This window comes from Falsiporphyromonas endometrii, from assembly GCF_042654485.1.
Taxonomy (GTDB): Bacteria; Bacteroidota; Bacteroidia; order Bacteroidales; family Porphyromonadaceae; genus Porphyromonas; species Porphyromonas endometrii.
In genome coordinates this window covers 13,987-36,260 of the sequence record NZ_JBHSGO010000049.1, presented here as the reverse complement: position 1 = coordinate 36,260, position 22,274 = coordinate 13,987, and the positions used below count along the sequence as shown (strand labels likewise).

General features: G+C 39.3%; 22 protein-coding genes and 1 tRNA gene. 20 read left to right on the top strand and 3 right to left on the bottom strand.

Annotated elements, in window-relative coordinates; all coding sequences use genetic code 11:
- The first annotated feature begins 4 nt into the window (after positions 1 to 4).
- From ACFO3G_RS03115 to ACFO3G_RS03105, 3 genes are all read left to right on the top strand, one after another.
- A complete protein-coding gene (locus tag ACFO3G_RS03115) occupies positions 5 to 1,714 on the top strand; it encodes an Ig-like domain-containing protein (protein ID WP_380077911.1) in 1,710 nt (569 codons plus the stop codon).
- Positions 1,715 to 1,829: 115 nt separating this feature from the next.
- On the top strand, positions 1,830 to 3,737 hold the full coding sequence (locus tag ACFO3G_RS03110) for a hypothetical protein (RefSeq protein WP_380077909.1): 1,908 nt from the start codon (positions 1,830 to 1,832) through the stop codon (positions 3,735 to 3,737).
- Positions 3,738 to 3,740: 3 nt separating this feature from the next.
- Entirely contained in the window at positions 3,741 to 4,784 is a 1,044-nt protein-coding gene (locus ACFO3G_RS03105; protein WP_380077907.1) for an Omp28-related outer membrane protein, read from the top strand.
- Positions 4,785 to 4,833: 49 nt separating this feature from the next.
- On the opposite strand, the gene ACFO3G_RS03100 is transcribed toward ACFO3G_RS03105, so the two are convergent.
- Positions 4,834 to 4,980: a hypothetical protein gene (locus ACFO3G_RS03100; RefSeq protein WP_380077905.1), complete on the bottom strand. Its 147-nt coding sequence runs from the start codon at positions 4,978 to 4,980 to the stop codon at positions 4,834 to 4,836.
- Between the two features lie 399 nt (positions 4,981 to 5,379).
- On the opposite strand from ACFO3G_RS03100, the gene ACFO3G_RS03095 reads away from it, so the two are divergent.
- The 8 genes from ACFO3G_RS03095 to ACFO3G_RS03060 all read left to right on the top strand — a co-directional run bounded on the left by ACFO3G_RS03095 (position 5,380) and on the right by ACFO3G_RS03060 (position 10,816).
- Positions 5,380 to 6,084 carry an energy transducer TonB gene (locus tag ACFO3G_RS03095; protein WP_380077903.1) on the top strand — a complete coding sequence of 235 codons (705 nt, stop codon included), beginning with the start codon at positions 5,380 to 5,382 and terminating at the stop codon, positions 6,082 to 6,084.
- Positions 6,085 to 6,273: 189 nt separating this feature from the next.
- Positions 6,274 to 7,281 (top strand): polyprenyl synthetase family protein, encoded by a 1,008-nt coding sequence (locus ACFO3G_RS03090; protein ID WP_380077901.1) that lies wholly within the window; start codon positions 6,274 to 6,276, stop codon positions 7,279 to 7,281.
- A 1-nt stretch (position 7,282) separates the two neighbouring features.
- On the top strand, positions 7,283 to 8,083 hold the full coding sequence (locus tag ACFO3G_RS03085) for a TatD family hydrolase (RefSeq protein WP_380077899.1): 801 nt from the start codon (positions 7,283 to 7,285) through the stop codon (positions 8,081 to 8,083).
- A 146-nt stretch (positions 8,084 to 8,229) separates the two neighbouring features.
- A tRNA-Ser gene (locus tag ACFO3G_RS03080) sits at positions 8,230 to 8,317 on the top strand.
- Between the two features lie 51 nt (positions 8,318 to 8,368).
- Positions 8,369 to 9,202, top strand: a complete 834-nt coding sequence (locus ACFO3G_RS03075) for a MotA/TolQ/ExbB proton channel family protein (RefSeq protein ID WP_380077897.1) — start codon at positions 8,369 to 8,371, stop codon at positions 9,200 to 9,202.
- An 8-nt stretch (positions 9,203 to 9,210) separates the two neighbouring features.
- The gene (locus tag ACFO3G_RS03070) at positions 9,211 to 9,681 is read left to right on the top strand and encodes a hypothetical protein (protein ID WP_380077895.1); all 471 of its coding nucleotides are present in this window, start codon (positions 9,211 to 9,213) and stop codon (positions 9,679 to 9,681) included.
- A 27-nt stretch (positions 9,682 to 9,708) separates the two neighbouring features.
- Positions 9,709 to 10,323 (top strand): ExbD/TolR family protein, encoded by a 615-nt coding sequence (locus tag ACFO3G_RS03065; RefSeq protein ID WP_380077893.1) that lies wholly within the window; start codon positions 9,709 to 9,711, stop codon positions 10,321 to 10,323.
- Between the two features lie 10 nt (positions 10,324 to 10,333).
- Positions 10,334 to 10,816, top strand: coding sequence for an ExbD/TolR family protein (locus ACFO3G_RS03060; protein ID WP_380077891.1), 483 nt, complete (start codon positions 10,334 to 10,336; stop codon positions 10,814 to 10,816).
- Positions 10,817 to 11,602: 786 nt separating this feature from the next.
- Here the strand turns inward: ACFO3G_RS03060 and mutY are convergent.
- Positions 11,603 to 12,718, bottom strand: a complete 1,116-nt coding sequence (gene mutY / locus ACFO3G_RS03055) for an A/G-specific adenine glycosylase (RefSeq protein WP_380077889.1) — start codon at positions 12,716 to 12,718, stop codon at positions 11,603 to 11,605.
- Positions 12,693 to 13,673, bottom strand: coding sequence for a 6-phosphofructokinase (gene pfkA / locus ACFO3G_RS03050; protein ID WP_380077887.1), 981 nt, complete (start codon positions 13,671 to 13,673; stop codon positions 12,693 to 12,695). Before pfkA ends, mutY begins: the two co-directional genes overlap by 26 nt.
- A gap of 162 nt (positions 13,674 to 13,835) precedes the next feature.
- Between pfkA and ACFO3G_RS03045 the strand changes: the two genes are divergently transcribed.
- The 9 genes from ACFO3G_RS03045 to ACFO3G_RS03005 all read left to right on the top strand — a co-directional run bounded on the left by ACFO3G_RS03045 (position 13,836) and on the right by ACFO3G_RS03005 (position 22,200).
- On the top strand, positions 13,836 to 14,324 hold the full coding sequence (locus tag ACFO3G_RS03045) for a hypothetical protein (RefSeq protein WP_380077885.1): 489 nt from the start codon (positions 13,836 to 13,838) through the stop codon (positions 14,322 to 14,324).
- A 91-nt stretch (positions 14,325 to 14,415) separates the two neighbouring features.
- The gene (locus ACFO3G_RS03040) at positions 14,416 to 14,979 is read left to right on the top strand and encodes a hypothetical protein (RefSeq protein WP_380077883.1); all 564 of its coding nucleotides are present in this window, start codon (positions 14,416 to 14,418) and stop codon (positions 14,977 to 14,979) included.
- Positions 14,980 to 15,062: 83 nt separating this feature from the next.
- Positions 15,063 to 15,566: an RNA polymerase sigma factor gene (locus ACFO3G_RS03035; protein ID WP_380077881.1), complete on the top strand. Its 504-nt coding sequence runs from the start codon at positions 15,063 to 15,065 to the stop codon at positions 15,564 to 15,566.
- Positions 15,566 to 16,933 (top strand): hypothetical protein, encoded by a 1,368-nt coding sequence (locus ACFO3G_RS03030; protein WP_380077879.1) that lies wholly within the window; start codon positions 15,566 to 15,568, stop codon positions 16,931 to 16,933. Before ACFO3G_RS03035 ends, ACFO3G_RS03030 begins: the two co-directional genes overlap by 1 nt.
- A gap of 371 nt (positions 16,934 to 17,304) precedes the next feature.
- A complete protein-coding gene (locus ACFO3G_RS03025) occupies positions 17,305 to 18,063 on the top strand; it encodes a hypothetical protein (protein WP_380077877.1) in 759 nt (252 codons plus the stop codon).
- A 106-nt stretch (positions 18,064 to 18,169) separates the two neighbouring features.
- Positions 18,170 to 18,439 carry a hypothetical protein gene (locus ACFO3G_RS03020; RefSeq protein WP_380077875.1) on the top strand — a complete coding sequence of 90 codons (270 nt, stop codon included), beginning with the start codon at positions 18,170 to 18,172 and terminating at the stop codon, positions 18,437 to 18,439.
- A gap of 588 nt (positions 18,440 to 19,027) precedes the next feature.
- Complete coding sequence (locus tag ACFO3G_RS03015) at positions 19,028 to 20,566, top strand: MBOAT family O-acyltransferase (protein ID WP_380077873.1); 1,539 nt, start codon at positions 19,028 to 19,030, stop codon at positions 20,564 to 20,566.
- Positions 20,567 to 20,743: 177 nt separating this feature from the next.
- On the top strand, positions 20,744 to 21,208 hold the full coding sequence (locus tag ACFO3G_RS03010) for an NfeD family protein (protein ID WP_380077871.1): 465 nt from the start codon (positions 20,744 to 20,746) through the stop codon (positions 21,206 to 21,208).
- An 11-nt stretch (positions 21,209 to 21,219) separates the two neighbouring features.
- Positions 21,220 to 22,200, top strand: a complete 981-nt coding sequence (locus tag ACFO3G_RS03005) for an SPFH domain-containing protein (protein ID WP_380077869.1) — start codon at positions 21,220 to 21,222, stop codon at positions 22,198 to 22,200.
- Positions 22,201 to 22,274: the final 74 nt, after the last annotated feature.

Below are 22,274 nucleotides of genomic sequence, written 5' to 3'. Positions count from 1 at the left end.
AATCATGAATGCAAGTATTAGAAGAGTTTTGTCTTTTTCAATCCTTGTCTTGACTTGTTTTGCATTTTCTTCATGCAGCAAGGATGATAAGGCAACAACTATTACTGTATCGCCTGATAAGGTGACAGTTAATGTGGGAGAAACGGCAAAGGTTTTGGCAATCATCGAGCCTGAAACACAAGGTCCGGCGACTTGGAAATCTTTGAATGAATCTATTGCCACAGTGAGCGATGGTGTTATAACCGGGGTTTCGAAAGGTGAAACACAAGTTGAAGCTATTACGAAAGATGGAGCTAAAGCGACTGTAATGGTCACTGTTAATGAGGCTCCGGTAGGAGATTTGTCTATATCTCCTAATCCATTAAGAGTTAATGAGGGAGAGGATCTTAAGGTATCCGTAAATGGTTTGCCCGTAGGTGTGCAGGCTGATTTTAAAGTTGCAAATTCATCAGTGGCATCCGTCTCAAAAGATGGTATTCTTCACGGTGTTGAAGAGGGTGCAACAGAGCTTACCGTTTCGGCTAAGGGTAAGACTGCTTCAGTGAAGGTTTTGGTCAGTTCCAAAGATTTGATCTCGTTTGTCGATCCTGTTTTTAAAGAGTGTGTAGTCAAGGGCCTTCCTACCGAAGATGGCGCTGTTTTGGGATGTATTGACTATAATGGTGATGGAGAGATTTCTAAAAAAGAGGCAGCTCGTTTGACCGGGAAAGAAAATACTTTAGCTCTGTTTGATATTATAGAAATTGAAGATGGTGTAGAGAAGTCAAGAAGGTCATTGCAATCAACAGAGGATCTTAAGTGGTTCCCTAATGCAATGGCTCTTATGGTTAGAGGCTGTAAGACTTTGAAGAAGATAGATTTTGATAAACTTCCAAAACTTACCAACATTATGTTGAGTGACCTTCCTGCTGTTTCTAAACTGGATCTCACAACCATTCCTCATCTTGATGGAGCATATATTTCATGGGTAGAAAGTAGCTCCCTTGACTTTTCTTCCTGTCGAGAACTGACCGGTCTGATTATAGAGGATGTAATCAATGCCCCCAAGATTAAGTCTATTAATTTGTCCGGTTGTTCAAAACTTCAGGTACTTCATGTATATGGAGCTAAAAATCTTTCGGACAATGGTATCAGTTGGCCGTCAGAAATGCCTCGTATCGAAGATATTACATTTGATGAATCTCGAGTGCTTATCCAGCCAATTTTGAACAAATACAAAAACATTCAAAAGTTTAGTGCGACCAATGTTGACCCGGAAGAGAATGGTCAATACGTCAATAACGGCGTGATCAATATTGATGGAATGACAAAACTTATCGATTTGTCTATCGGAGGTAATAGGGGAATTACCGGTATAAACATCACTAAGACTTCTAAACTTATAAATTTCTTTGCAAGAGATTGTAATATAAAGGCTATTGATTTGTCAAATCAGTCTGCGCTTAATCATGTGGAGGTAAATGGGAATAAACTTATCTCATTGCGTTTGGACAACGGGAATACCAGTGCTATCAAGCATCTTTCTGCCTATGACAATCCTGAGTTGAAATGTATCAAGGTGAGTGAAGATTTGACTTTGCCACTTAATAAAGATGTCTATGATGAGTGGTATCTTGATGAGACTACCCAATTATCATACAATTGCGATGGTCAGACTGAGAAGGTCAATCATAATCGCAGAGCTATGAGGATTTTGAAAAGAGTAAGAAAGTAATATCAAAAAGAGATGCCGACTTTATAAGACATGGAGGCCGATGGAATGGCTGTACTGTTGGATTATAAAGTCGGTATTTGTATTTCTGCATAATCATAATACTATGTTTTCTAAAATGATACATTCCAGGCTTTGGCCTGTAGGCTTGACATTGTTTTCTGCTTTAGTCAGTTGTTTGATTGGAGCAAATCAATTGTCTGCACAGTCTAAAGCTTACATTGGATTTAGCTATCCCAAAACGGTAAATTCGCAGGTTTCAATGGCATTCAATACGCCCAATACATTGGTACAAGTACAAAGTCAGATCCCTGCTGAAATGATAAAAGGCCTCAAAGGGTGCCAAATTTTGGGATTGCGTTTTGCGTGTGCTGAGTTTAAAGATGAGGTCAAAACCTCTTTGCGAAGCAATAAATACAAAAGAATAAGTGGGTCAATTGCCAAATTGCATACAACGAATGATTGGAATGAGGCCCTTTTTAAGGCTCCCTTGGCGATAGACAACTTGGAAGAGGCAGAAGAGGGGTATTATTATATGGGATATGACTTTATATGCCGTGACCCTCAAAAAGATATTGTTATGCTTGATCCTACCGGATCCTTGCCCGGAAGTTTTTGGATTTGTCTTGAAGGACAATGGATGGATGCTACCCAAATGTCATACAATAGTTTACCGATACAGTTAGTGGTAAGCGGACCGGATAATTTACTTGGCAATATGGCCATTCTTAATAGGATTGCTTTGAAGTCGGTTATGAAGTTAAATAGCCAGCCGGATATACCGTTAGAAATTAGAAATCCGGGCCTCAATCCAATTAAGTCTGTTACATTGCAAATTAGAATAGGCGAAGAGACAAAGTCTTATAAACTTCACCTGTCTAAACCCCTTTTGGCTAAATCCTCCAAGATAGAAATCCTTCATCCTCAAATTGATGTTGATTTGAAGAAATATGAATCTTTACATTCAATTGAGATTGGGGTCAAAGTTGTTGAGGTCAACGATGTACATAATCCGCTGGCCTATGAAGCAGTCAAAAAAGTCACCTTGTTGAGGAGCGATCCTATTGTAAGGCGTCCATTGGTAGAGCTCTTTTCTAATGAAGAGTGTACAGGTTGTCCCAGAGGCCATAGGGTGGTGGAGGCTGCTTTGGAGAAAGCTGCACAGTATAGACCTATCTTGATCAATCATCATAGTGGCTCTTCTACAGACTTTTTGACAGCCGATGGGGAGGTCTATCTCAATAGGTTTTTCTTAGGTGGAGGTTTTAGTCCGAGTTTGTTTATCGATCGTAATATGGATAATTATAGCTTGACATCCGTAAGTCAGAGAAGGGGTATTACGCAGGTCAATTCTGTTGAAAATATTCTCGCTGCACTTCAAGAAACAATGGAGATGCCGGCTTATGCAACAATCGATCTTCAGACCGGTACATCTTCAGATGGTATGATCGAACTTCGTGCCGAGGGGGTTATTTCTCCGGACAAACCAAAAGATCTTGCGCCCTATATTACTATATGTATGATTCAAAATGGAATAAAGGCACGCAATCAGAGAGGACTTTCGAGCAGTGAGAATAAATCGTATTTACACAATGAGGCTGTAAGATATTATGTAACTGCTCCCGAGGGAGAACTATTGAATGTGGATGCAAGTGGAAAGTACATTTATCAGAAAAGTTTTAGACTTCCTTCTGATCTATTGAATGGTCTTGCTCCGGTTGTACCTAAGAATACCGCTTTTGTTGCTTTTGTGCATTTCTATGATCCACAAAATCTCAATAACAATGGTATACTTAATGCAACAGAAACACCTTATTCTTTCTTCCCTCTTTCTATGGAAAAAGTCTCTTATGCTCCAAGATTGCATATAACTGATGGTGTTATTGATCCCATAATTGGAGCTGAGGTTTATGTCTTTAGAATGGATGGTGTTATGTTGAACCCATTGCATAAGTTGCCGAAGGGCGAATATATCGTTAAGGTTGTCTCTTCCGATGGCATTGCTATGCATAAAGTGATTATTTAAGCTATGAATCTTCGTATTTTATTTTTCTTATTGACCTTAGTTACACTCCTTTCTTGTTCCAAAGAGGATAAAGAGGAGAATACTCTAAAGGTAGAACCTGAGCAGATCAATTTGGTAATAGGTCAAAAAATATCTCTCAAAGTGATATCTAAGCCTAAGGATTTGCAGCCGGTCCTTCAGGTCGCTGACGATCGAATTGCGAAGTTGGATGGGGTTATGGTAGAAGGACTAAAAGAGGGCGAGACAGAATTGATTGCTCGTTCTGGTGCATTGATTTGCAGAGTCCCAATAAAAGTTGTAGCTGAAAATCTGTACGATCGAAAGGTGTTGGCAGAATGCTTTACCGGTATTGGATGCGGTGCCTGCGAAATGGTTGCTGAACCATTTTATGAACGTCAGTTTTCAAAGCCTATGTATGATTCAAGAATAGTGAATCTTTCTATCCATTATGGTTATAAGAATGATGATTTTACATTGCCTCAGTTTGAATATTATGCTCCTTTTTGGGGTAAACAAGGCCAATTTACACCGGCCATTATGCTCAATCGAATGTCCTATAATGACCCGGTCAATAAGTCTAATGTCGGACCAATGATCAGTATTGGTTCTTATGCGTCAGAAAAACGCTTCAATGATACCTTTTGGTCTGTCCTAAAGGACTTAAAATCAGTTGTGAAATTGCAAATAAAGCCAACTCAAACGGGCGGAACTATCAGTGTGGTTGTCACCGGACAGTTTGTCCCATCTGTACCTGTCACTTCACAAGATTATTTCTTAACCGTAGTGATGACTGAAGATGGGGTGATCAATCCCAAGCCAATAACAAGAGATAAACTCGATCATGTTGTAAGAGGTTATTTTACTTCAGCACAAGGAGATTTGATTAAAATCAAAGATGATGGCTCTTTTAGTTTTGAGTCAAAGAGTTTTGCTCCTCCAAAAGATTGTAACCTTTCGAATGTCCATATTGTAGCCTTTGTTAATAGGTATAGTGATACCGATATATTGGGCAATACAGTAGAGAATGTTGAAGAGATTGCACTATAATCAAATTATCTAAACGCTTATAAAATAGATTTGTAAGGGCTGTGACAGATCAAAGAGAGGTCGCAGCCCTTGATTTTGCAGTCAGACTTCCTATGGGTATTCTTTTCCTTGATAATGGTGCATAATAGTTCGTTATGGAATTGTTATTCCAAATACTCTTTTTAGCTTTGTCTTCCGCAAGAGGATTTAACTTCATCTTGAATATGATTCCTTATGGGGTTGTATGTATGAAATTGTTTTGAACTTTTTTGAGTCTGACTAAGGGGCGTGCGAGCTGTTTGTGCGACATTCATCCAAAAGATAACCGAAAAGGATTTTAAACAATAGGAAGTTTGAATCATAAACTCTTATATTTTTGTTTCAATAAAATGGAAATAGATTATAACTATTTGTATTTTAGAGTGTTAATCTATTTGTCTATATCCTATTTTTATAGATACCTTAAGAAATTCATTTAGTTGTATTACTTTTGGTACTATCTTTGAAGCATGTAAAGTTGGTCTGTCACGAAGAATGTGACTTTAGAAAGTGCATTTTGATAGAAAAACTTTGTATTTTTGCCCAAAAGCTGAAATATCAAACATAGAAAGCATATATGGAAATCAAGAAATCGCCTAAAGCGGACTTAGAGAAAGGCAAGTTCCTTTCCTTTCTTCTTGGATTGGTGCTTGCATTATCCATCGTATACGTGTTCTTAGAACTTCGTTCGTACGATGAGATTGAAGTGCAGGTACAAGACAAGTTGAACATCGCAGACATCGATGATGCTCCTGTTGTTGAAGACCCACAACAGCAAGAAGAGCAGCCGGAGCCGGAAGAAGCTCCCGTTCAGGAAGTTCAGTTGCCTGATGAATTTAAGGTTGTTGACAACAGCCAAAAGGTTGAAAAGGTATCTCTTGTGTCAGCAGACCAAGATCGTCAGTTGCCTCCACCTCCTCCAGTTGTTGTAAAGCCGGTTCAGAAGGAAGAGGAAGATGACAGACAGATCTTCGTTGTTGTTGAAGAAAACCCTGAGTTCCCCGGTGGTGCTGGTGAATTGATGAAGTGGCTAAGCAAGAATGTACGCTACCCTGAAGCAGCTATCGAAAACAATGTATCCGGTCGTGTGATCGTTCAGTTCGTTGTTGAGAAAGATGGTTCTGCTACAGACGTTAAGGTTGTACGTGGTGTAGACCCTTCACTCGACAAAGAAGCTATCCGTGTGGTTAGCAATATGCCGAAATGGAAGCCTGGTAAGCAGCGTGGTAAACCTGTAAGAACAAGGTTTACACTTCCGGTTGTATTCCAGCTTAGAAACTGATAAAATGGAGCCATGCCGTTATAGGCAGGCCTGGATATACATATATAAAGAGGCTGCTCCCAATCTTGGGGTCAGTCTCTTTTTTATATCTGCTCTGTTGTTTTTGTCGGTGGAATTGTCTTTTCTCCTAAATTCAAAGACCAATTATTCTCCTCACTAATTTTATCCTAATCTATAAGCTATCTTCGTATGACAAGTAAAGAGCTTATTACCCATATCGAATCTCATTTATCAAAGATTTATAATAGTCAGCGCGCTCCCTTTGGTCTCTATGAACCTGTATTTTACACACTTGGTTCCGGAGGTAAAAGGGTTAGGCCAATGTTGTGTTGTCTCAGTGCCAAACTATTTGGAGATACTGATGATGCTATTTTTATTGCTTCAGCTGTTGAAATTTATCACAATCACACGCTTATTCATGACGATATAATGGATGCTTCCCCAATAAGAAGAAATAAACCGACCGTTTTTAAACGATGGGGAAGTAATCAAGCTATTTTATCGGGTGATGCTATGTTGCTTATGGCATATGAGGAACTCAATAAGGTGAAGGATAAGGCTTTGTTGGCTAAGATATATCCTCTTTTTACTCAAATGGCTCTTTTGGTCTGTGAGGGACAGCAATACGACGTGGCTTTTGAAGAAACAGATGATGTATCGGTAGATCAATATTTGCAGATGATACGTCTCAAAACTGCTGAACTTCCGGCCTATTCAGCTCTTATGGGGGCAATAGCCGGTGGTGCATCAGATGAAGATGCTGCTCTTATATATAATTTTGCAGTGGCATTGGGTTTGGCTTTTCAACTTCAGGATGATTATCTGGATGTGTATGCTGATTTTAAAGTGTTAGGGAAACCAACCGGTGGGGATATTCTCAACAATAAGAAGACATTTATGCTTATAAGTGCGCTTGAGAAGGCTTCTCCTGTTCAGCGTGAAGAGGCAACTCGTCGTATGATCAATGTTGTCTCTGCTGATGCTGTCGAGATGAGAGACAGAACGCCCGAGCAGCTCGAGAAAATAAATTGGTTTACTGCCTTATACGAAGATTTGAAGATCCCTCAGATGGCTCGCAATATGATTGCACAATTCAATCAAGAGGCCTTAGATTCGTTGCAGAAGTTGGAGTCAAAAGGATATGATGTTGCTGACCTGAAAACTCTTCTTCAGGGATTGGAAAATAGAAAGATGTAGGATGATAGTAGATACGCATACTCATATCTTTGAGCCCGAATTTGATGCTGATCGGGATGAGGTAGTAAAAAGAGCTTTGGAGGAAGGAGTCAAACTGATGATTCTCCCAAATATTGCTGAAGATTCTGTATCACGACTCTACAATACGCATGCTCAATATCCCGAATGTACAAAGATGGCCATGGGGTTGCATCCAACATCAGTCAAGGATGCTTATTTATCACAACTTCAGTCTATTGAAAAGGAATTGTCTAAACATGAGTTTGTGGCGATAGGAGAGGTGGGTATGGATTTGTATTGGGACAAATCATTGCAAAAACAGCAGGAAGAAGCTCTTAAAGTTCAGGCCAAGTGGGCTGAGCAATTAAACCTGCCTCTGATCTTGCATACTCGTGATGCTGTGTTGCAAACTCTTGATATTGTTATGGCTGTCGCTCCTAATGTAAAAGGGGTGTTTCATAGCTTTACAGGCACCGAGGAAGAGTTGGATGAGATATTGAAATATCCTAACTTTATGGTCGGAATAAATGGTGTGCTCACATTCAAAAAAAGTCATTTGCCTCAATTTATTCATAAGGTCCCAACAGATAGATTGTTAGTCGAAACGGATGCTCCTTACTTGGCTCCGGTACCAAATCGGGGCAAAAGAAATGAACCGGCATTTGTGGTAAGTGTCGTCAACAAAATTGCTGAGATATACAATCTTGATATATCGGATCTTAAAAATATGCTTGTTGAGAACACAAATCGATTATTTGCATTAAATTTATCGCCGGTTTTAGGGAACAATGACCCAAAATGAGGTAATTGTGAGGAAAATAATATAGATTTGCGGAGTATTTCCGAACAATGTCACTACCTTTATGGAGCATTTTATGAGGTGTATCGCTGGGTAATATTGTTTAACTCGTTGTGATTGAATAAGATGCAAGTGGATTTGTAGATTATGGAGAGGTGCTCGAGTGGCTGAAGAGGCGCGCCTGGAAAGTGCGTAAACGCCAAAAGCGTTTCGCGGGTTCGAATCCCGCCCTCTCCGCAAACAAAAAGGAATAATAAAAGAAAACAATTAATTCAAAATCAAATCACGATGAAAAAGTTATTTGCTAGTATCGTATGCATTGCCTTGTCTGTAGGTCTTAGTTCTACAGCTTTGGCTCAGGATGCGCAAACTGCAGCAGATTCTTCTAACCAAGAGACTGTTGCTACAGAACAAACTGATTCTACTGTTGATCAACAAGCTGAAACTGTTGCTGCTGATCAAATGACAACAGACGAGGAAGGTTCATTCCATCAAGAACTTAAGACAAAGTTTATTGAAGGTGGTCCTGACTTTATGGCTCTCGTTGCTATTGCATTGATCCTTGGTTTGGCTATCTGCTTGGAACGTATCATCTACCTAAACCTTGCTGATACAAACTACGAGAAGTTCCTAAAGCAAATCGAGGAAGCTCTCGAACGTGGTGATGTAGAAGGTGCTAAGACAATTGCGCGTGATACACGTGGTCCTATCGCATCTATCGCTTACCAAGGTCTTATGAGAATCGATCAAGGCGTAGATGTTGTTGAACGCTCTATCGTTTCTTACGGTGGTGTGCAAGGAGGTCTTCTTGAAAAGAACCTTTCTTGGATTACACTTTTCATCGCTATGGCTCCATCACTTGGTTTCTTGGGTACTGTTGTTGGTATGGTGCTTGCATTCGATAACATTGAGCGTGCAGGTGATATTAGCCCGACAGTCGTTGCAGGTGGTATGAAGGTTGCCCTTATTACTACTATTGGTGGTCTTGTTGTTGCTTTGATCCTTCAGATCTTCTACAACTATATCCTCTCTAAGGTTGAAGGTATTCTAAACAGAATGGAAGATGCTTCAATCTCTCTTATTGACTTCGTTATTAAATACAATTTGAAATCTAACAAATAATATCATCCATGGCTGTATCAAAAATTAGAAAGGTGTCCTCTTGGACATTGATGGCCTTGGTTGGTATATCTATTGTTGTACTTCTTCTTTTCTTCCTTGGAGGTTATACCATGGAGGGATCAATGAAGATTTATAACAACACAGACATACTGCTCTACTGGACCTACGCCATCTTTTTCATAACGGCGATAGTTGCCGTAGCCTTTAGTGTTTCAGGTCTTATCAGATCTTTCCAAACAAATGCTAAAAAGGCAACAGTATCTGTGGTAAGCGTTCTTCTATTGGTTGCTGTTTTCGGTATATCTTACGCTGTAGGTAGTACCGCAAAGCTTCCTTTGAATGCTGATGCTGCAGTATATAACAATGATGTAACCCTAAAACTTGCCGATATGTGGCTCTATACGATTTATACAATGTTCGTATTGGTTATTATCGCATTGATTTGGGGTGCTATCCGCAAAAATTTGCTGAAGAAGTAATCAGAATTTATAAGAAAACATTAAGCTATGGCTCGTAAGAAAAGAAAAACGCCGGGTATTAACGGATCATCATCTGCCGACATCGCTTTTATGTTGCTTATCTTCTTCCTGATTACGACTTCAATGGATACGGATAAAGGTTTGAAGAGACGTCTGCCGCCGATGGCAGATAAGCAACAACAAAGACAAGATGTTGAGATCAATGACCGTAACATCCTCCGTTTGTTGGTGAACCGACAAGATAAGATTGTCGTGTTTCATAGAAATGGTGGTGGTGCCGGTGACCAAACCATACCCGTAAGACTTGACGAACTCAAAGATGTTGTTGTCAATTTTATCACGAACCCTAAGGATGATCCTGCTCTTCCCGAGAAAGAGGTTAGAGAAGTTCCTTATTTGGGCAATCTTAAATTGACTACTTCAAGCTATGCAATCTCACTTAAGAATGAGGTTGAGACAAGCTACCAGATGTACATTAATGTACAGAATGAGCTCTTAAAGGCTTACAATGAAGTTTGGAATAATTTTGCTCAGGAAAAGTTCCATCAGAAGTTTGATGATCTTTCACCTGCAAAGCAAAAGGCTGTCGTAGAAGCATATCCGATGCACATTTCGGAAATGCCTTTGTCTAATCTAAAGTAAAGAATAAGATATGGGAAAATTTAGTAAAGCAGGTAAGCGAGAGATGCCGGAATTGAATACGTCATCTTTGCCTGACTTGGTGTTTGCCTTTCTGTTCTTTATTATGATGGTAACGACAATCCGTGAGGTAACACCAAAAGTTCAGTATAGTCAATTGCCGAATGCAACTGAATTGTCAAAACTTGAAGAGAAATCATTGGTTACTTTCATTTATGTAGGTAAGCCGGTGCAATCTTATCAAGCTAAGTATGGTTCTAAGCCTTGTATTCAGCTAAATGACCAGATTACCCAAGACCCATCACAGGTTTATACTTATGTAAAAACTGAAGAGGGTAAAATTAGAGATGAACGTCGTAAACTTATGACGGTTTCTATCAAGGGTGATAAGGATCTTAATATGAAAGTAATTTCTGACGTTAAGGAACAGTTGCGTAAGGCTAACGCTCTTAATGTAAACTATTCTGCTCGTCAGTCTAAAACAGATGCTAAATAAGTAATTAGCTGAAGTTGTTAGCTCTATATTAAGGGGCTGTGTCAAACATTGTTTTGACGCAGCCCTTTTTGTCATATAACCGGATGGGGTGAAACTTGTCTTGAATCCGGTTTTGTCGTTAGATGGCAGGTTCTAATGACCGTCATTAGGAATTGTTTTCTTTATAGATTATATATCGTCGTTTTATAATCTTAGAAATGATTATCGTCTACTAAATTTCCCCACCATTTTGGTGTGAAGTTATAAAGTTCCAAATGGCTTTGAGAAGTTGAATGTATGTGATACTTCGATGTTCTACCAACATTTTTGGCTTTGAGGAGTAAATGTATACAGGCTTGGTATCTTTGTTTGTGGTATCTCACTGAAAAGTTGAAAAGAGCATCTTTAGTGTATTCAATTGTTTTATTTATGCAGTTGCGTACCTTTTTGAAAAGCACACCCTCAAAGATCAAAGTCGGTTATCTGATATAAATGGTCTCACTCTGAGACTTAGATTATTATCTGTAGGGATAGATGCCTTGCATGCAAAAGCGTCTTTAATATCATGGAGAGTTTCTCATCCCCTATGCAGATGAAAGTTTGGCCATCTGACAATAAACCCAATCACAATGTATAGGCGAGGTAAAAAACAAATAACAGCAAATGCTTAGATTACGATTTAGAAGGTGGTTTTATGAAATCCAAGTTGGATGTTGTCGCAATAGTTTTATTCAATAGCAATGATTTCTGTGTGAGATTGAAAATCAAGTGAAATGGTTTTATAGATAGTTTTTGTGATTGACACCCTTAGAAGAGACTGTTTGGCTTTTCGAATAGGTTTGTCAGTAGTTTAGGAAAAGCCAGCTTGTTGGCATCTTCTATTTTGATTGCTTTGTATTGTCCTTGTAGGTATATTTGGTCTTCTTGAAGGCTTGCTGTAGCTCTGTATAGCCTTGCCATAATTTTTTGGTGGCTGAGAATATGTGTTTCTATTTCTGTAAAGCTGTTGACCTTTAATTCTTTGATTTCCTCAAATCTTTTGTCCTGTTCTATCTGTTCAATAAACATTCCCGGCTCTTCATTGGAGTTACTCTCTATAAGGATTGGCTGATACAGACCTTTCCAAATGTCCTTCCCCTCTCTTCTTGTTAGAAGCATTAGTTGTTTCTCCGGATCTATTATCTGTATGTATTCAAAGAATCTTGGTTTAGCTTTTCTTTTAGGTTGTTTTTTGGGCAGCATCTCGGCTATTCCCATATAGTTGGCGCGGCAAAAATCTTTCACCGGACACTTGGGGCATTGAGGAGTGTCAGGGACACATAAAGTTGCTCCTAACTCCATCATTGCATTGTTGTATATCCTTGGTTCTGATTTGTCGATTAGCTCTGTTGCAAGGCGGTCGATTTCTTTTTTACCTTCTGTGCTGTCAATAGCGCTCTCATAGGCAAATACTCTGCTTATTACTCTCGATACATTACCATCGACTGTTGCGTAAGGCATGTTGAAAGCAAAAGACAAAATTGCTGCAGCTGTATAGGGCCCTATTCCCGGAAGTTTCAATACTTTTTTGTAGTCAGTAGGGAAAGTGCAATCGTAGTTGTCCCTGACAATGATTGCTGCTTTGAGAAGATTGCGTGCTCTTGAATAGTATCCTAATCCCTGCCATAGCTTCAATACTTCGTCTTCTTTTGCAGATGCAAGGTCATTTATGGTGGGATAGGTTTCGATAAACTTATGATAATAGTCTGTGCCTTGATCAATCCTTGTTTGTTGAAGGATCACTTCACTAAGCCAGATCTTATAAGGATCGGTTGTAGCACGCCAAGGCAGAGGCCGAAAGACATCTGCATACCAGATCTCCAGCCTCTGTTGAAACTTTGCCGCCAGTCTGTCTGTATTAGATGGAGAGAATAGCAAGTGCATTGAGCATGTTGTCTCCTACAGGTTTGTTTCCTTTGATAGCTCGGTCGAAAGGTACATAGACCACTTCTCCATTCATAATTCCTACCATCACATTTCTTTGTCCTTCGAGGATAGCTCTAACAGCCTCTATTCCCATCTGACTTGCGATGATTCGGTCTGTTGCACAAGGACTGCCACCTCTTTGGATATGTCCAAGTATCGTTACTCTAACATCATAATCTGGATATCTGTCCTTGATGAGATTGGCTACCCCCATGGCACCTCCGGTAATTTCACTTTCGGCAACAAGTATAATGCTACTATTTTTTGTGCTTCTCAGACCATGAGAAATGGATGACATCAACTGGTCGGGACCATATTTACACTCCGGGATGACAGCAGCTTCAGCTCCGGTTGCTATGGCTCCATTTAGCGCCAAGAAACCGGCGTCTCTTCCCATTACTTCGACAATAAAAAGCCTATCATGACTGGATGCTGTATCTCTGATTTTATCCACTGCATCCACAATGGTGTTGAGTGCCGTAGTATACCCGATTGTAATATCTGTACCATATAAGTCATTGTCGATTGTACCGGGAAGCCCAACCACAGGATAATTAAACTCATTAGAAAAGACAGATGCACCACTAAGAGATCCATCACCTCCAATGACAACAAGAGCATCGATCTCTTCTTCGACCAAACGATCGTAAGCCATCTTTCGACCTTCCGGAGTTACAAACTCTTGGCATCTGGCAGTTTTTAGGATTGTACCACCCCTTAGGATGATGTTGCTGACATCTTCTGTATGAAATTCCTTTATCTCTCCACTAATCAACCCTTTGTATCCACGATAAATAGCTTTGACTTTTATCCCTTCATACAAAGCAGCCCTTGTGACGGCTCTGATTGCTGCATTCATCCCGGGAGCATCTCCTCCGGAAGTAAGAATGCCTATACAATTAATTTTTCCCATTTAATTATCTCTGCCTTAATAACATTGTGATGACAAGATTCGAACTTCAACTTGTGGTTACTGGTCCTCCCGACAATAACCATAGCTGTACCTTCATCATCTTTCCTTTCCAAGTGATATAATATATATACCTTTATTGGCACAAAGATAAGCTATATTTAGATGAATGACGACAACATGAATACATCTCCTTTTGATATGGATGATGATGAGCCTTGCTTCGGCGGACAAAACTTTAGAGCTCCCAGATTGGGACTGGGAAGGGTAGTGCAATATTTCCCATGGACCGAATATCTTAATGCTTGTGGCTATGATGGAGTGTATCCCTCTATGATTTATATGGATGACAATGCAGACGAAGAATGTCAGCAAACAATGCAGCTACTTGCAGTTTTGGTCGCTTCTCATGATGCTTGGTACAGTGCAGAATTATATTTTGGGGAGGTGAAGAAAGAGGGTCTGGAAGAGGATAAGAGAGGTGTTTTAACCCTTGGTCTTAATTTGCCCGAACTAAGTTTAGATGCAGAAAAAGAGCAGATTTTTAGAAGATCTTTACTTAGAGCAATCGCTTTGTACTATGCTCATGAAGAGAGTTATGGGCATGAAGTTACTCTTACTCAGGAGTCGGAGTATGTTTTTATTTTGAGCTAATCCTTCTGTACTCGTGCAGTATTTTTTGCTTTTTGCATTTAAGAAGGTAGAAGGATAAGAATAATTCAAGTCCACATATAATTGCAGACGAATGAAGAACGTATTTTTACTGATTGGATTTCTTTCCATCTTATTCTGTGGATGTGACAAGAAAGAAAACGAAGATGTGATTAGGGATTATTGGAACAATTGTTTTGTCATAGAGATTGTTGATAATCAAGGTTCTGTGCCTCAAAGTGATTCTGCCATGGACTATTACAAGTCTTTGAAGTTTACTTTCAATGGCAAAGAGACTCACTTGGGAGAGATTGATAAAAATAAAAATGGCTTGAGAGCCTGGCCGGAGTTCTTCAAAGGAGTATGTGTTTTGAAAAATCAAACAGATAACGGCATTTATTTGGGCTTTGGGGAGTTTAATCCGAATGATCATAAGACTTACCAAACCTTTAAGATTACTTTCCCGGACGGTCAAGAGAGGGTTCTCAAGTTTTACTTTTATGCCGATGGTGCTAACGTTATAGAATCAATACTTCTTGATGGCAAAAAGTATTCGGACACTATTGATAGGGATAAGTATTCGATGATAGACCCAAGTGATTTTAAATATTACGATGATCCTATTATGCATAGGATTATCATTGACTTAGGTAAATAGAGATTCTTTGTACTATTCAAACTAACTTGACCATATCGGAGGATGCCCTTGCGGAAGCTTGTAAAAAGGGAGATCGGGAGTCAATGAAACTTCTGTATTGTACCTACTCGCACTATTTGTTGGGGGTAATTAATCGATATTTATCTGATTTGGATAGTTCAAAAGATTTATTGCAAGACTCATTCCTATTAATTTTTGATCGTATTGAGAAGTTTAAGTATCGTGGGGAGGGATCTCTTAAGGCTTGGCTTACAAGAGTGGTAATTAACGAGTCTTTGATGTTTTTGAGACACTCCAAGAAGATGGACTGTTGTTCTTTTGATGATGCGATAGCAGTTGATTTGGAATTGGAGGAAGAAGAGCCTGAAGAATCTTTCTTGGATTCATTGTCTTATGGCGATTTGATGGCTCTAATCGATCAACTGCCTCCCGGATATAAGACCATCTTTATGATGTATGTGGTGGATGGTTACTCACACAAAGAGATTGCCAAGAAACTTGGAATCAATGAAAAGAGCTCTTCTTCTCAGTTGGCAAGGGCCAAGAAGTTCCTTTGCAAGGAGATAAACAAATTAAAGAAGGTATAATGAAGCAAGATGACAAAAGCAAAGATTGGCTCGATAGTATCAGAAACAAACTGATCGATGAGTCTCCACTTCTCCCCTTTGATGAGGATAAGGGGTGGGAGGATTTGCTTTCAAAGTTGCCTAAGAAAGAAGAGAGCTCATTTTGGGTAAAGTTTCTATCCTTCTTTATGCTGATTCCTGCAGTATTTTTCAATCTCAAAGCTGCTTGGAGCATCATTGATAGAGCCTTTGATAGAAGTCATAATCATCTCAAATTGAGAGTTTATCTTCCCTATGTTTCATGGTGTGTCGTTATCCTTCTTGGGATAGTATTTCTGTACCCTGTTAGAAATGGAGTAATCGAATACAATAGCTCGTCATCTTTGGAAGAAGGTCATAAATGGACTGCCAAAACATGTGTGGAGGAGAAAAAACTTTCGGGATCCGCTCCTTCTTCTACGGTTTCTGTGAAATCTATTTCCAAAGCAGTTTTATCGAGCGAGCCTATCAATCCATATACGATATATGAGATCTCAGACCATGGCGAAGATAAAATTGTAGTGCCTGATAATTTGGAAGATGAGAATCATTTAAATTCTTCTAAATCCACCAATCAGCCGCCTTCTAAGAGGAGGATAGATTCACCTGCAATAGATTCTTCTTTCAGTGTCTCTGTCTCACAATCTTCTTTGCCTAAAGAGAAGCAAAGTTCGAGATTTTCGCTTAGCGTAGATTTTGGAATAGGGCTGACTAATTCAGCATTGAACAATGGTATTTCGGATACAGGTTTCATGCCGGAGGATCCGGATGGGCCCGGCTCTAATGGTGTAAACGATAAACCCGGCTCATCGGAGGATGATACTCCTGACGATAATGACCATAACAATATCAATGTGTACAAGTTAGAATCTAATCATGCCAAGTTGTATGATCAAGGTGAAGCTCTTGTGCATCGTTTGCCACTTGTGGTTGGTCTTCAAGTAAATTACAAGTTTACCAAAAGATTCTCTTTACAAACCGGATTGAGATACTCCTTCCTTTATAGTGAAGGAAATGAGAAAGATCAGCGTCTTCATATGATTGGCATTCCGTTTGATCTAAAGGCTGATTTTTATAAAACATATAGGTGGAGCTTTTATGGTGGAGCAGGTATTGCTGTGGACTATTTGGCGTATGGTGTATACGGTGGTAGTCCGATACACAGCCATCCATTTACTTTCAGTATGAGATTGAAGACCGGTGCTTCATATCATTTTAATACGAAGGTAGGTGTCTTTATAGAGCCGACAGTTTCTTATGTGTTAGACAATGGATCAGAAATATCTACCTATTACTCCGAGCATCCGTTTAGTTTTGCACTTTCATTTGGACTGATGTTTGATTTCTAACATTCGTTATTATTCCTAATTGTTCTTTCGAGAGTATCATCAGTATATTGACTTTTGGTACGTTTTTGTGTTCTCTTCGTTGGCCTCTGTATATATTTCATTCATATAGTTAAGGCTAATACTTATTATTTTGCCAAGAGTCACACAGCCCCCCAAAATAATGGAGGTAGCAAGTACCGTGATATGTATATTCTTTTATTACCGTCGTCCGGTGGCTATATCTTTATATGAGGGTGCTCTGAATGTCTTTTGTCATCAACTCATTTTGTGATAATTAAATTTATCTTTGCAAGATAAGAGGCAGCATATATGCGAGATTTTTACGTCTCAATCTATGTTTGTTTTTATATGTCTTTAATGAAGAAGTTATTATGATGAAGTATTGTTTGGCAATCTTTTGTGCCTTATGCCTTATTTCCTGCAACTCAAATAAGAAGAGTACATTGGGATTGGATGATGATAGCACCGGAATGGATAGTGCGAGAATACAGCAACTTGAGGCTGCTAAATACTCGGATGTTTTATTTGGGATACCGGCCAAGGACTATATCATGGCTGACGGCAATACGCTTTATGATGAGGAAGAGAGCTTGGCTGTCGATTTGAATAATGATGGTCAAGAGGAAACTCTTATAATAGGGCCTGATCATAATGTAGGAATCAAATTGGCTGTCAAGATCAATGGACATGATGAGAATCTCCTGATATCGCCCAAACCTGATTTTTATGCTAAGATGTTTGATGTTCTTAATAACCTGAGAGTGCAATACAAGATGCAAATCTCTGCTGTCGATTTGGATGGTGACGGGATCAAAGAAATTGTAACCTCCTATGGGGATATGGAGAATGAATCTTATGCCTACATATTTTATTTGACCGGAAAGGATCATGATAAGATAAAGCGAGCTTCCGGTCGTATAGAGGGTATCAAGAACTCATACCTCGCTCATGACGGTAAGATTGTGTCCCCCAGGGATAGAGAGCCATCGTACATTTATAGTTATTCAAAGGGTGCCATTACACAAGTTTCGCCTACGCCCAAGCCAAAACCGGTCGTTGTACAAAAAGATTCATCCGAAATTGATGAGGTTGCCAATGATATTGCAGATTCTTTGATTGCCGTTCATTGACGATTGTATTTCGCTTTTTTCAGAACAATCATCATGGTTGGATGTGAAGATACATTGCTAAAGAGGATCCTTTTTAGTATCTTAGTCACTGATAAAGACAGATACCATGGAGATAATCATGTTACTTACCTTCCTTTTGATGATTGTTTTACTTGAAGGATCATTCCTTCAAGAGGGTAAGATATGTCTTCTTGACATGCAACAAATCAATGACTTCGTGGACATGAAATACAACCTGAAGAGGTCTCCTTGTCATTGGGCTGTGAAGCTCGTCATGAGAGGGGATTATTTGTTAAATACTGTTACCTGTTCTAATGCTCTAAAAGCTACTGAAACAACACTGATTCAACTTCAAATTCACAAATTCGAGGGTTAGGGTCNCGTTCTCGCGCGACTTTGGATCTGATCTCGCGCGACCTTGACATGCGAAGTCGCGCTACTTGGGGTGCAACCTCGCGCGAGTATAGGTTCAAGGTAGCGCGAGAATGGATTGCAAGTCGCGCGACCTTCCAAAAAAGGCGGCCTAAAGTCGATTTTTAAGCGGGCGAAAGACAAATAAAAATAGCACTTTATATAAATTAACATTTAGTAAGGCCGACAAATCTCCCTTCGCTCTGATTTTATAGAAGAAATGGCCTTTTTTAAGCTCAAAAACAGGCTACTTTTTCCATGGAAATACTCCTCTATATATTTACAATATTTAGCTTATGAGCTTCTATTTAACAGATAATATTATTCGTTTTCTATTTCTTCGTTTGTGAATGGTTGTCTTTTTGCACCATAATTTGTCAGTTGTATTGTTCATCAGTATAGTGAAATCATCACATACTGCTATTATCTTATTGTATCTAAATTGAATTATTCTATTTACTTTTGCCGGTCGAAGATATGAGTAAGAAGTTCTTTTTCATATTTTCATTGGGACTTTTATTGGCAATATTGTAGCAAGACAGATTATATATAAATGGATTTCATTCAAGGTTTAGATTTTTCCAAAATTGGAGAGTTGTTGCTTTATCATCGTGAATCGCCGATGATATTTTCCAGTGGGCTCTTCTTCCTTCTGTTTTTGTGTTTCTTGCCAATTTATATGCTTTTAAGGAAGAGAACATTGTTGCGTATTATATATGTGACCCTTTTCTCTCTTTACTTTTACTATAAAAGCAGCGGAATATTTTTCCTTCTTCTTGTGGCCGGGGCGACAAGTGACTTTATTATCGCTCTACTGATGGAGAAGACCTTTCATCGAGAGCGACTAAGACGTTTTTTTGTCATACTGAGTACCTGCATCAATTTAGGGGTACTGGGCTATTTTAAGTATTTCAATTTCTTGGTTGATTTGGGCGGCAATTTTCTTCATTTCATTGGAGGTTGGTTTGGTATTCCCGTTCTTGAGTCTATTACCGTAGTCCATTTCGATATTTTCTTGCCGGTCGGGATCTCTTTTTACACTTTTCAGACGATGAGTTATGTCATTGATGTTTATAGAGGTCGTATTAAGCCTTTGCATAGATGGATAGACTATATATTCTATGTGTCATTTTTCCCTCAGCTTGTGGCAGGTCCCATTGTAAGGGCTATTGACTTTATCCCACAGATTTATCGTCGTCCTCTTGTTACAAGAAGTGAGTTTGGTGAAGCATTGTTTTTGATCGTTTCGGGACTCATAAAGAAGGCTGTGATAAGTGATTACATTAGTCTAAACTTTGTGGACAGGATTTTTGATCAGCCATTGCTCTATCATGGAGTGGAAAACCTATTGGGAGTTTATGGATATGCATTACAGATTTATTGCGATTTTTCGGGATATTCTGATATGGCCATTGGTATAGCCTTGTTGCTTGGATTTAGGTTTAATATCAACTTTGATACCCCCTTTCAGTCGGCCACTATTACAGAGTTTTGGCGTAGATGGCATATTTCGTTATCGACTTGGCTAAAGGATTATCTTTATATTTCCATGGGAGGAAATCGAAAAGGGAGGTTTAGGACTTACATCAATTTGTTGATAACGATGCTTCTTGGCGGGCTTTGGCACGGTGCCGGAGCTAAGTTTATCTTGTGGGGTGCTCTTCATGGTGTAGCCTTGGCTATTCATAAGTTTACGATGCATTTATTCCCGAGATGTAAGGCAATGGGCAAAGATATGAAGCCTTTTTGGCGAGTGATGGGCGTTATTGTTACCTTCAACTTCGTAGCATTTGTTTTTATCCCTTTCAGAGCCGACAATATGCTTGTTGTGCAAAACGTGCTTCATCAGATTTTTTACGACTTTCAGCCTGCTCTTATCCCTCAAATTATTGCCGGATATCCCTATGTCTTGGCTATGATGTTGTTGGGATATATAGCTCATTTTATTCCTAAAAAGGTCGATCATCGGATTCAAGGAGCCATTACAGCTTCTCCGTTAGTATTACAAGCTTTTTATCTTCTACTGATTGTCTTTATTGTTTTCCAGATTAAGAGTGCCGATGTCCAGCCTTTTATTTATTTCCAATTTTAATCATTGTTCCCTTTTATAATATTCAGAAGACGATTCTCCTAACCAATTGAGAAATTAATTCAAAATGCTTTCAGTGTTAGGATATGATTTATTATATTTGTCATAGATACATAAGGCAATACATTTACCTGCCAAGAGGTGTTTTGATTCCCTTTATGGTCAAACTCAACAATAATTATGGAACATTTAACTTTTAATATTTTATCCTGGCAATGGTGGCTGGTGATTGCGATATTGCTATTTATTTTTGAAATCTTTTCACCTGGTTTTGTGGTGGCTTGTTTTGGCGTGGGAGCTTTGATTGCCATTGTGCCGGCACTGATAGGTCTTGGGATTATTTGGCAGGTCGTATTTTTTTGCGCCGGATCGATTTTGTCTCTAATCTATTTGCGTCCATTTGTCAATCGAATCTCCAAGCGTTCGTCTCGTAGGCGTGAGACCGGTATGGATGCACTCATAGGAAGGAAGGTTAAGGTGTCTGAATTAATTACATCTGATGGACAACAAGGCCGTGTTGTGGTGGATGGAGACTCTTGGCGTGCGGTGAATGTTGATGGAGGTTCCATTGAGGTTGGGACAATGGTAGAAATTGTCTCTTATGACAGTATTATCTTGAAAGTTCGTTTGATCGATCATAAATAATTAAACACATTATGAATACAACGTTAATTATTCTTTTAGTTTTGGTCTTGCTTATTATTGCCGTCATAAGCAAGAGTTTGGTTATAGTACAACAATCGCAAGTCGTTATTATAGAGAGACTTGGTAAATATTATACCACACTTACCTCCGGCATCAACCTGGTTGTTCCTTTTATTGATAAGGCGAGACCTATGCATTGGAGGTACACGGTACAGACAATGCAGGGGCAGATGGTCCGTTTTGCTACTGTCAATCGTATAGACTTGCGTGAGACTGTTTATGACTTTGCCAAGCAAAATGTTATTACTTGTGATAATGTGGTAACTGAAATAAATGCACTTTTGTATTTTCAAATTGTCGATCCTATAAGAGCTGTCTACGAGATTCAGAATCTTCCGGATGCGATTGAGAAGCTGACTCAGACCAGTCTCCGTAATGTTATTGGTGAGATGGATTTGGATGAGACTCTTACCAGCCGCGATACAATCAATGGTAAATTGAGGGATATTTTGGATGACGCTACCAATAAGTGGGGTGTGAAGGTGAATCGTGTTGAGCTGCAAGATATCAATCCTCCAAGAGACATTAGAGATGCTATGGAGAAGCAGATGCGTGCAGAACGAGACAAACGAGCTCAAATCTTGCAAGCCGAGGGGCTCAAAGAGGCGGTTATCCGCGAGTCGGAAGGTAAGATGCAAGAGTCTATCAATCATGCCGAGGGGGATAAGAAAGCTAAGATTTTGCAAGCGGAAGCTGAAGCTGAGTCTCAAGTATTGGTTGCTGAGGCTGAAGCAAAAGCAATTCATTTGGTTTCTGAGGCGGTCCAAGGCAGTGGGTCTGATCCTATTCAGTACATGATAGCACTAAGGTATATGGAGACACTCAAGTCTATGTCTGATGGCGACAAGGCCAAGATTGTATATCTTCCTTATGAAGCTACCGGTGTGCTTGGAGCTGTAGGAGGCATCAAAGACCTTGTGAAGCATTCTTAAAAGGCTGTGTAAGCAGTTTGAGTAATTTGTGAAGGTGTCCGTTTCTTGAACGCCTTTATCTTATCAAATAATAT

Coding starts and splice junctions, on each gene's coding strand:
- ACFO3G_RS03010 (WP_380077871.1), top strand. CDS start 20,744: ATGGAACATTTAACTTTTAATATTTTATCCTGGCAATGGTGGCTGGTG.
- ACFO3G_RS03110 (WP_380077909.1), top strand. CDS start 1,830: ATGATACATTCCAGGCTTTGGCCTGTAGGCTTGACATTGTTTTCTGCT.
- ACFO3G_RS03075 (WP_380077897.1), top strand. CDS start 8,369: ATGAAAAAGTTATTTGCTAGTATCGTATGCATTGCCTTGTCTGTAGGT.
- ACFO3G_RS03100 (WP_380077905.1), bottom strand. CDS start 4,980: ATGAAGTTAAATCCTCTTGCGGAAGACAAAGCTAAAAAGAGTATTTGG.
- ACFO3G_RS03015 (WP_380077873.1), top strand. CDS start 19,028: ATGGATTTCATTCAAGGTTTAGATTTTTCCAAAATTGGAGAGTTGTTG.
- ACFO3G_RS03065 (WP_380077893.1), top strand. CDS start 9,709: ATGGCTCGTAAGAAAAGAAAAACGCCGGGTATTAACGGATCATCATCT.
- ACFO3G_RS03095 (WP_380077903.1), top strand. CDS start 5,380: ATGGAAATCAAGAAATCGCCTAAAGCGGACTTAGAGAAAGGCAAGTTC.
- ACFO3G_RS03085 (WP_380077899.1), top strand. CDS start 7,283: ATGATAGTAGATACGCATACTCATATCTTTGAGCCCGAATTTGATGCT.
- ACFO3G_RS03045 (WP_380077885.1), top strand. CDS start 13,836: ATGAATGACGACAACATGAATACATCTCCTTTTGATATGGATGATGAT.
- ACFO3G_RS03025 (WP_380077877.1), top strand. CDS start 17,305: ATGATGAAGTATTGTTTGGCAATCTTTTGTGCCTTATGCCTTATTTCC.
- pfkA (WP_380077887.1), bottom strand. CDS start 13,673: ATGGGAAAAATTAATTGTATAGGCATTCTTACTTCCGGAGGAGATGCT.
- ACFO3G_RS03030 (WP_380077879.1), top strand. CDS start 15,566: ATGAAGCAAGATGACAAAAGCAAAGATTGGCTCGATAGTATCAGAAAC.
- ACFO3G_RS03105 (WP_380077907.1), top strand. CDS start 3,741: ATGAATCTTCGTATTTTATTTTTCTTATTGACCTTAGTTACACTCCTT.
- ACFO3G_RS03060 (WP_380077891.1), top strand. CDS start 10,334: ATGGGAAAATTTAGTAAAGCAGGTAAGCGAGAGATGCCGGAATTGAAT.
- ACFO3G_RS03020 (WP_380077875.1), top strand. CDS start 18,170: ATGGAGATAATCATGTTACTTACCTTCCTTTTGATGATTGTTTTACTT.
- ACFO3G_RS03005 (WP_380077869.1), top strand. CDS start 21,220: ATGAATACAACGTTAATTATTCTTTTAGTTTTGGTCTTGCTTATTATT.
- ACFO3G_RS03035 (WP_380077881.1), top strand. CDS start 15,063: ATGAAACTTCTGTATTGTACCTACTCGCACTATTTGTTGGGGGTAATT.
- ACFO3G_RS03070 (WP_380077895.1), top strand. CDS start 9,211: ATGGCTGTATCAAAAATTAGAAAGGTGTCCTCTTGGACATTGATGGCC.
- mutY (WP_380077889.1), bottom strand. CDS start 12,718: ATGCACTTGCTATTCTCTCCATCTAATACAGACAGACTGGCGGCAAAG.
- ACFO3G_RS03090 (WP_380077901.1), top strand. CDS start 6,274: ATGACAAGTAAAGAGCTTATTACCCATATCGAATCTCATTTATCAAAG.
- ACFO3G_RS03040 (WP_380077883.1), top strand. CDS start 14,416: ATGAAGAACGTATTTTTACTGATTGGATTTCTTTCCATCTTATTCTGT.
- ACFO3G_RS03115 (WP_380077911.1), top strand. CDS start 5: ATGAATGCAAGTATTAGAAGAGTTTTGTCTTTTTCAATCCTTGTCTTG.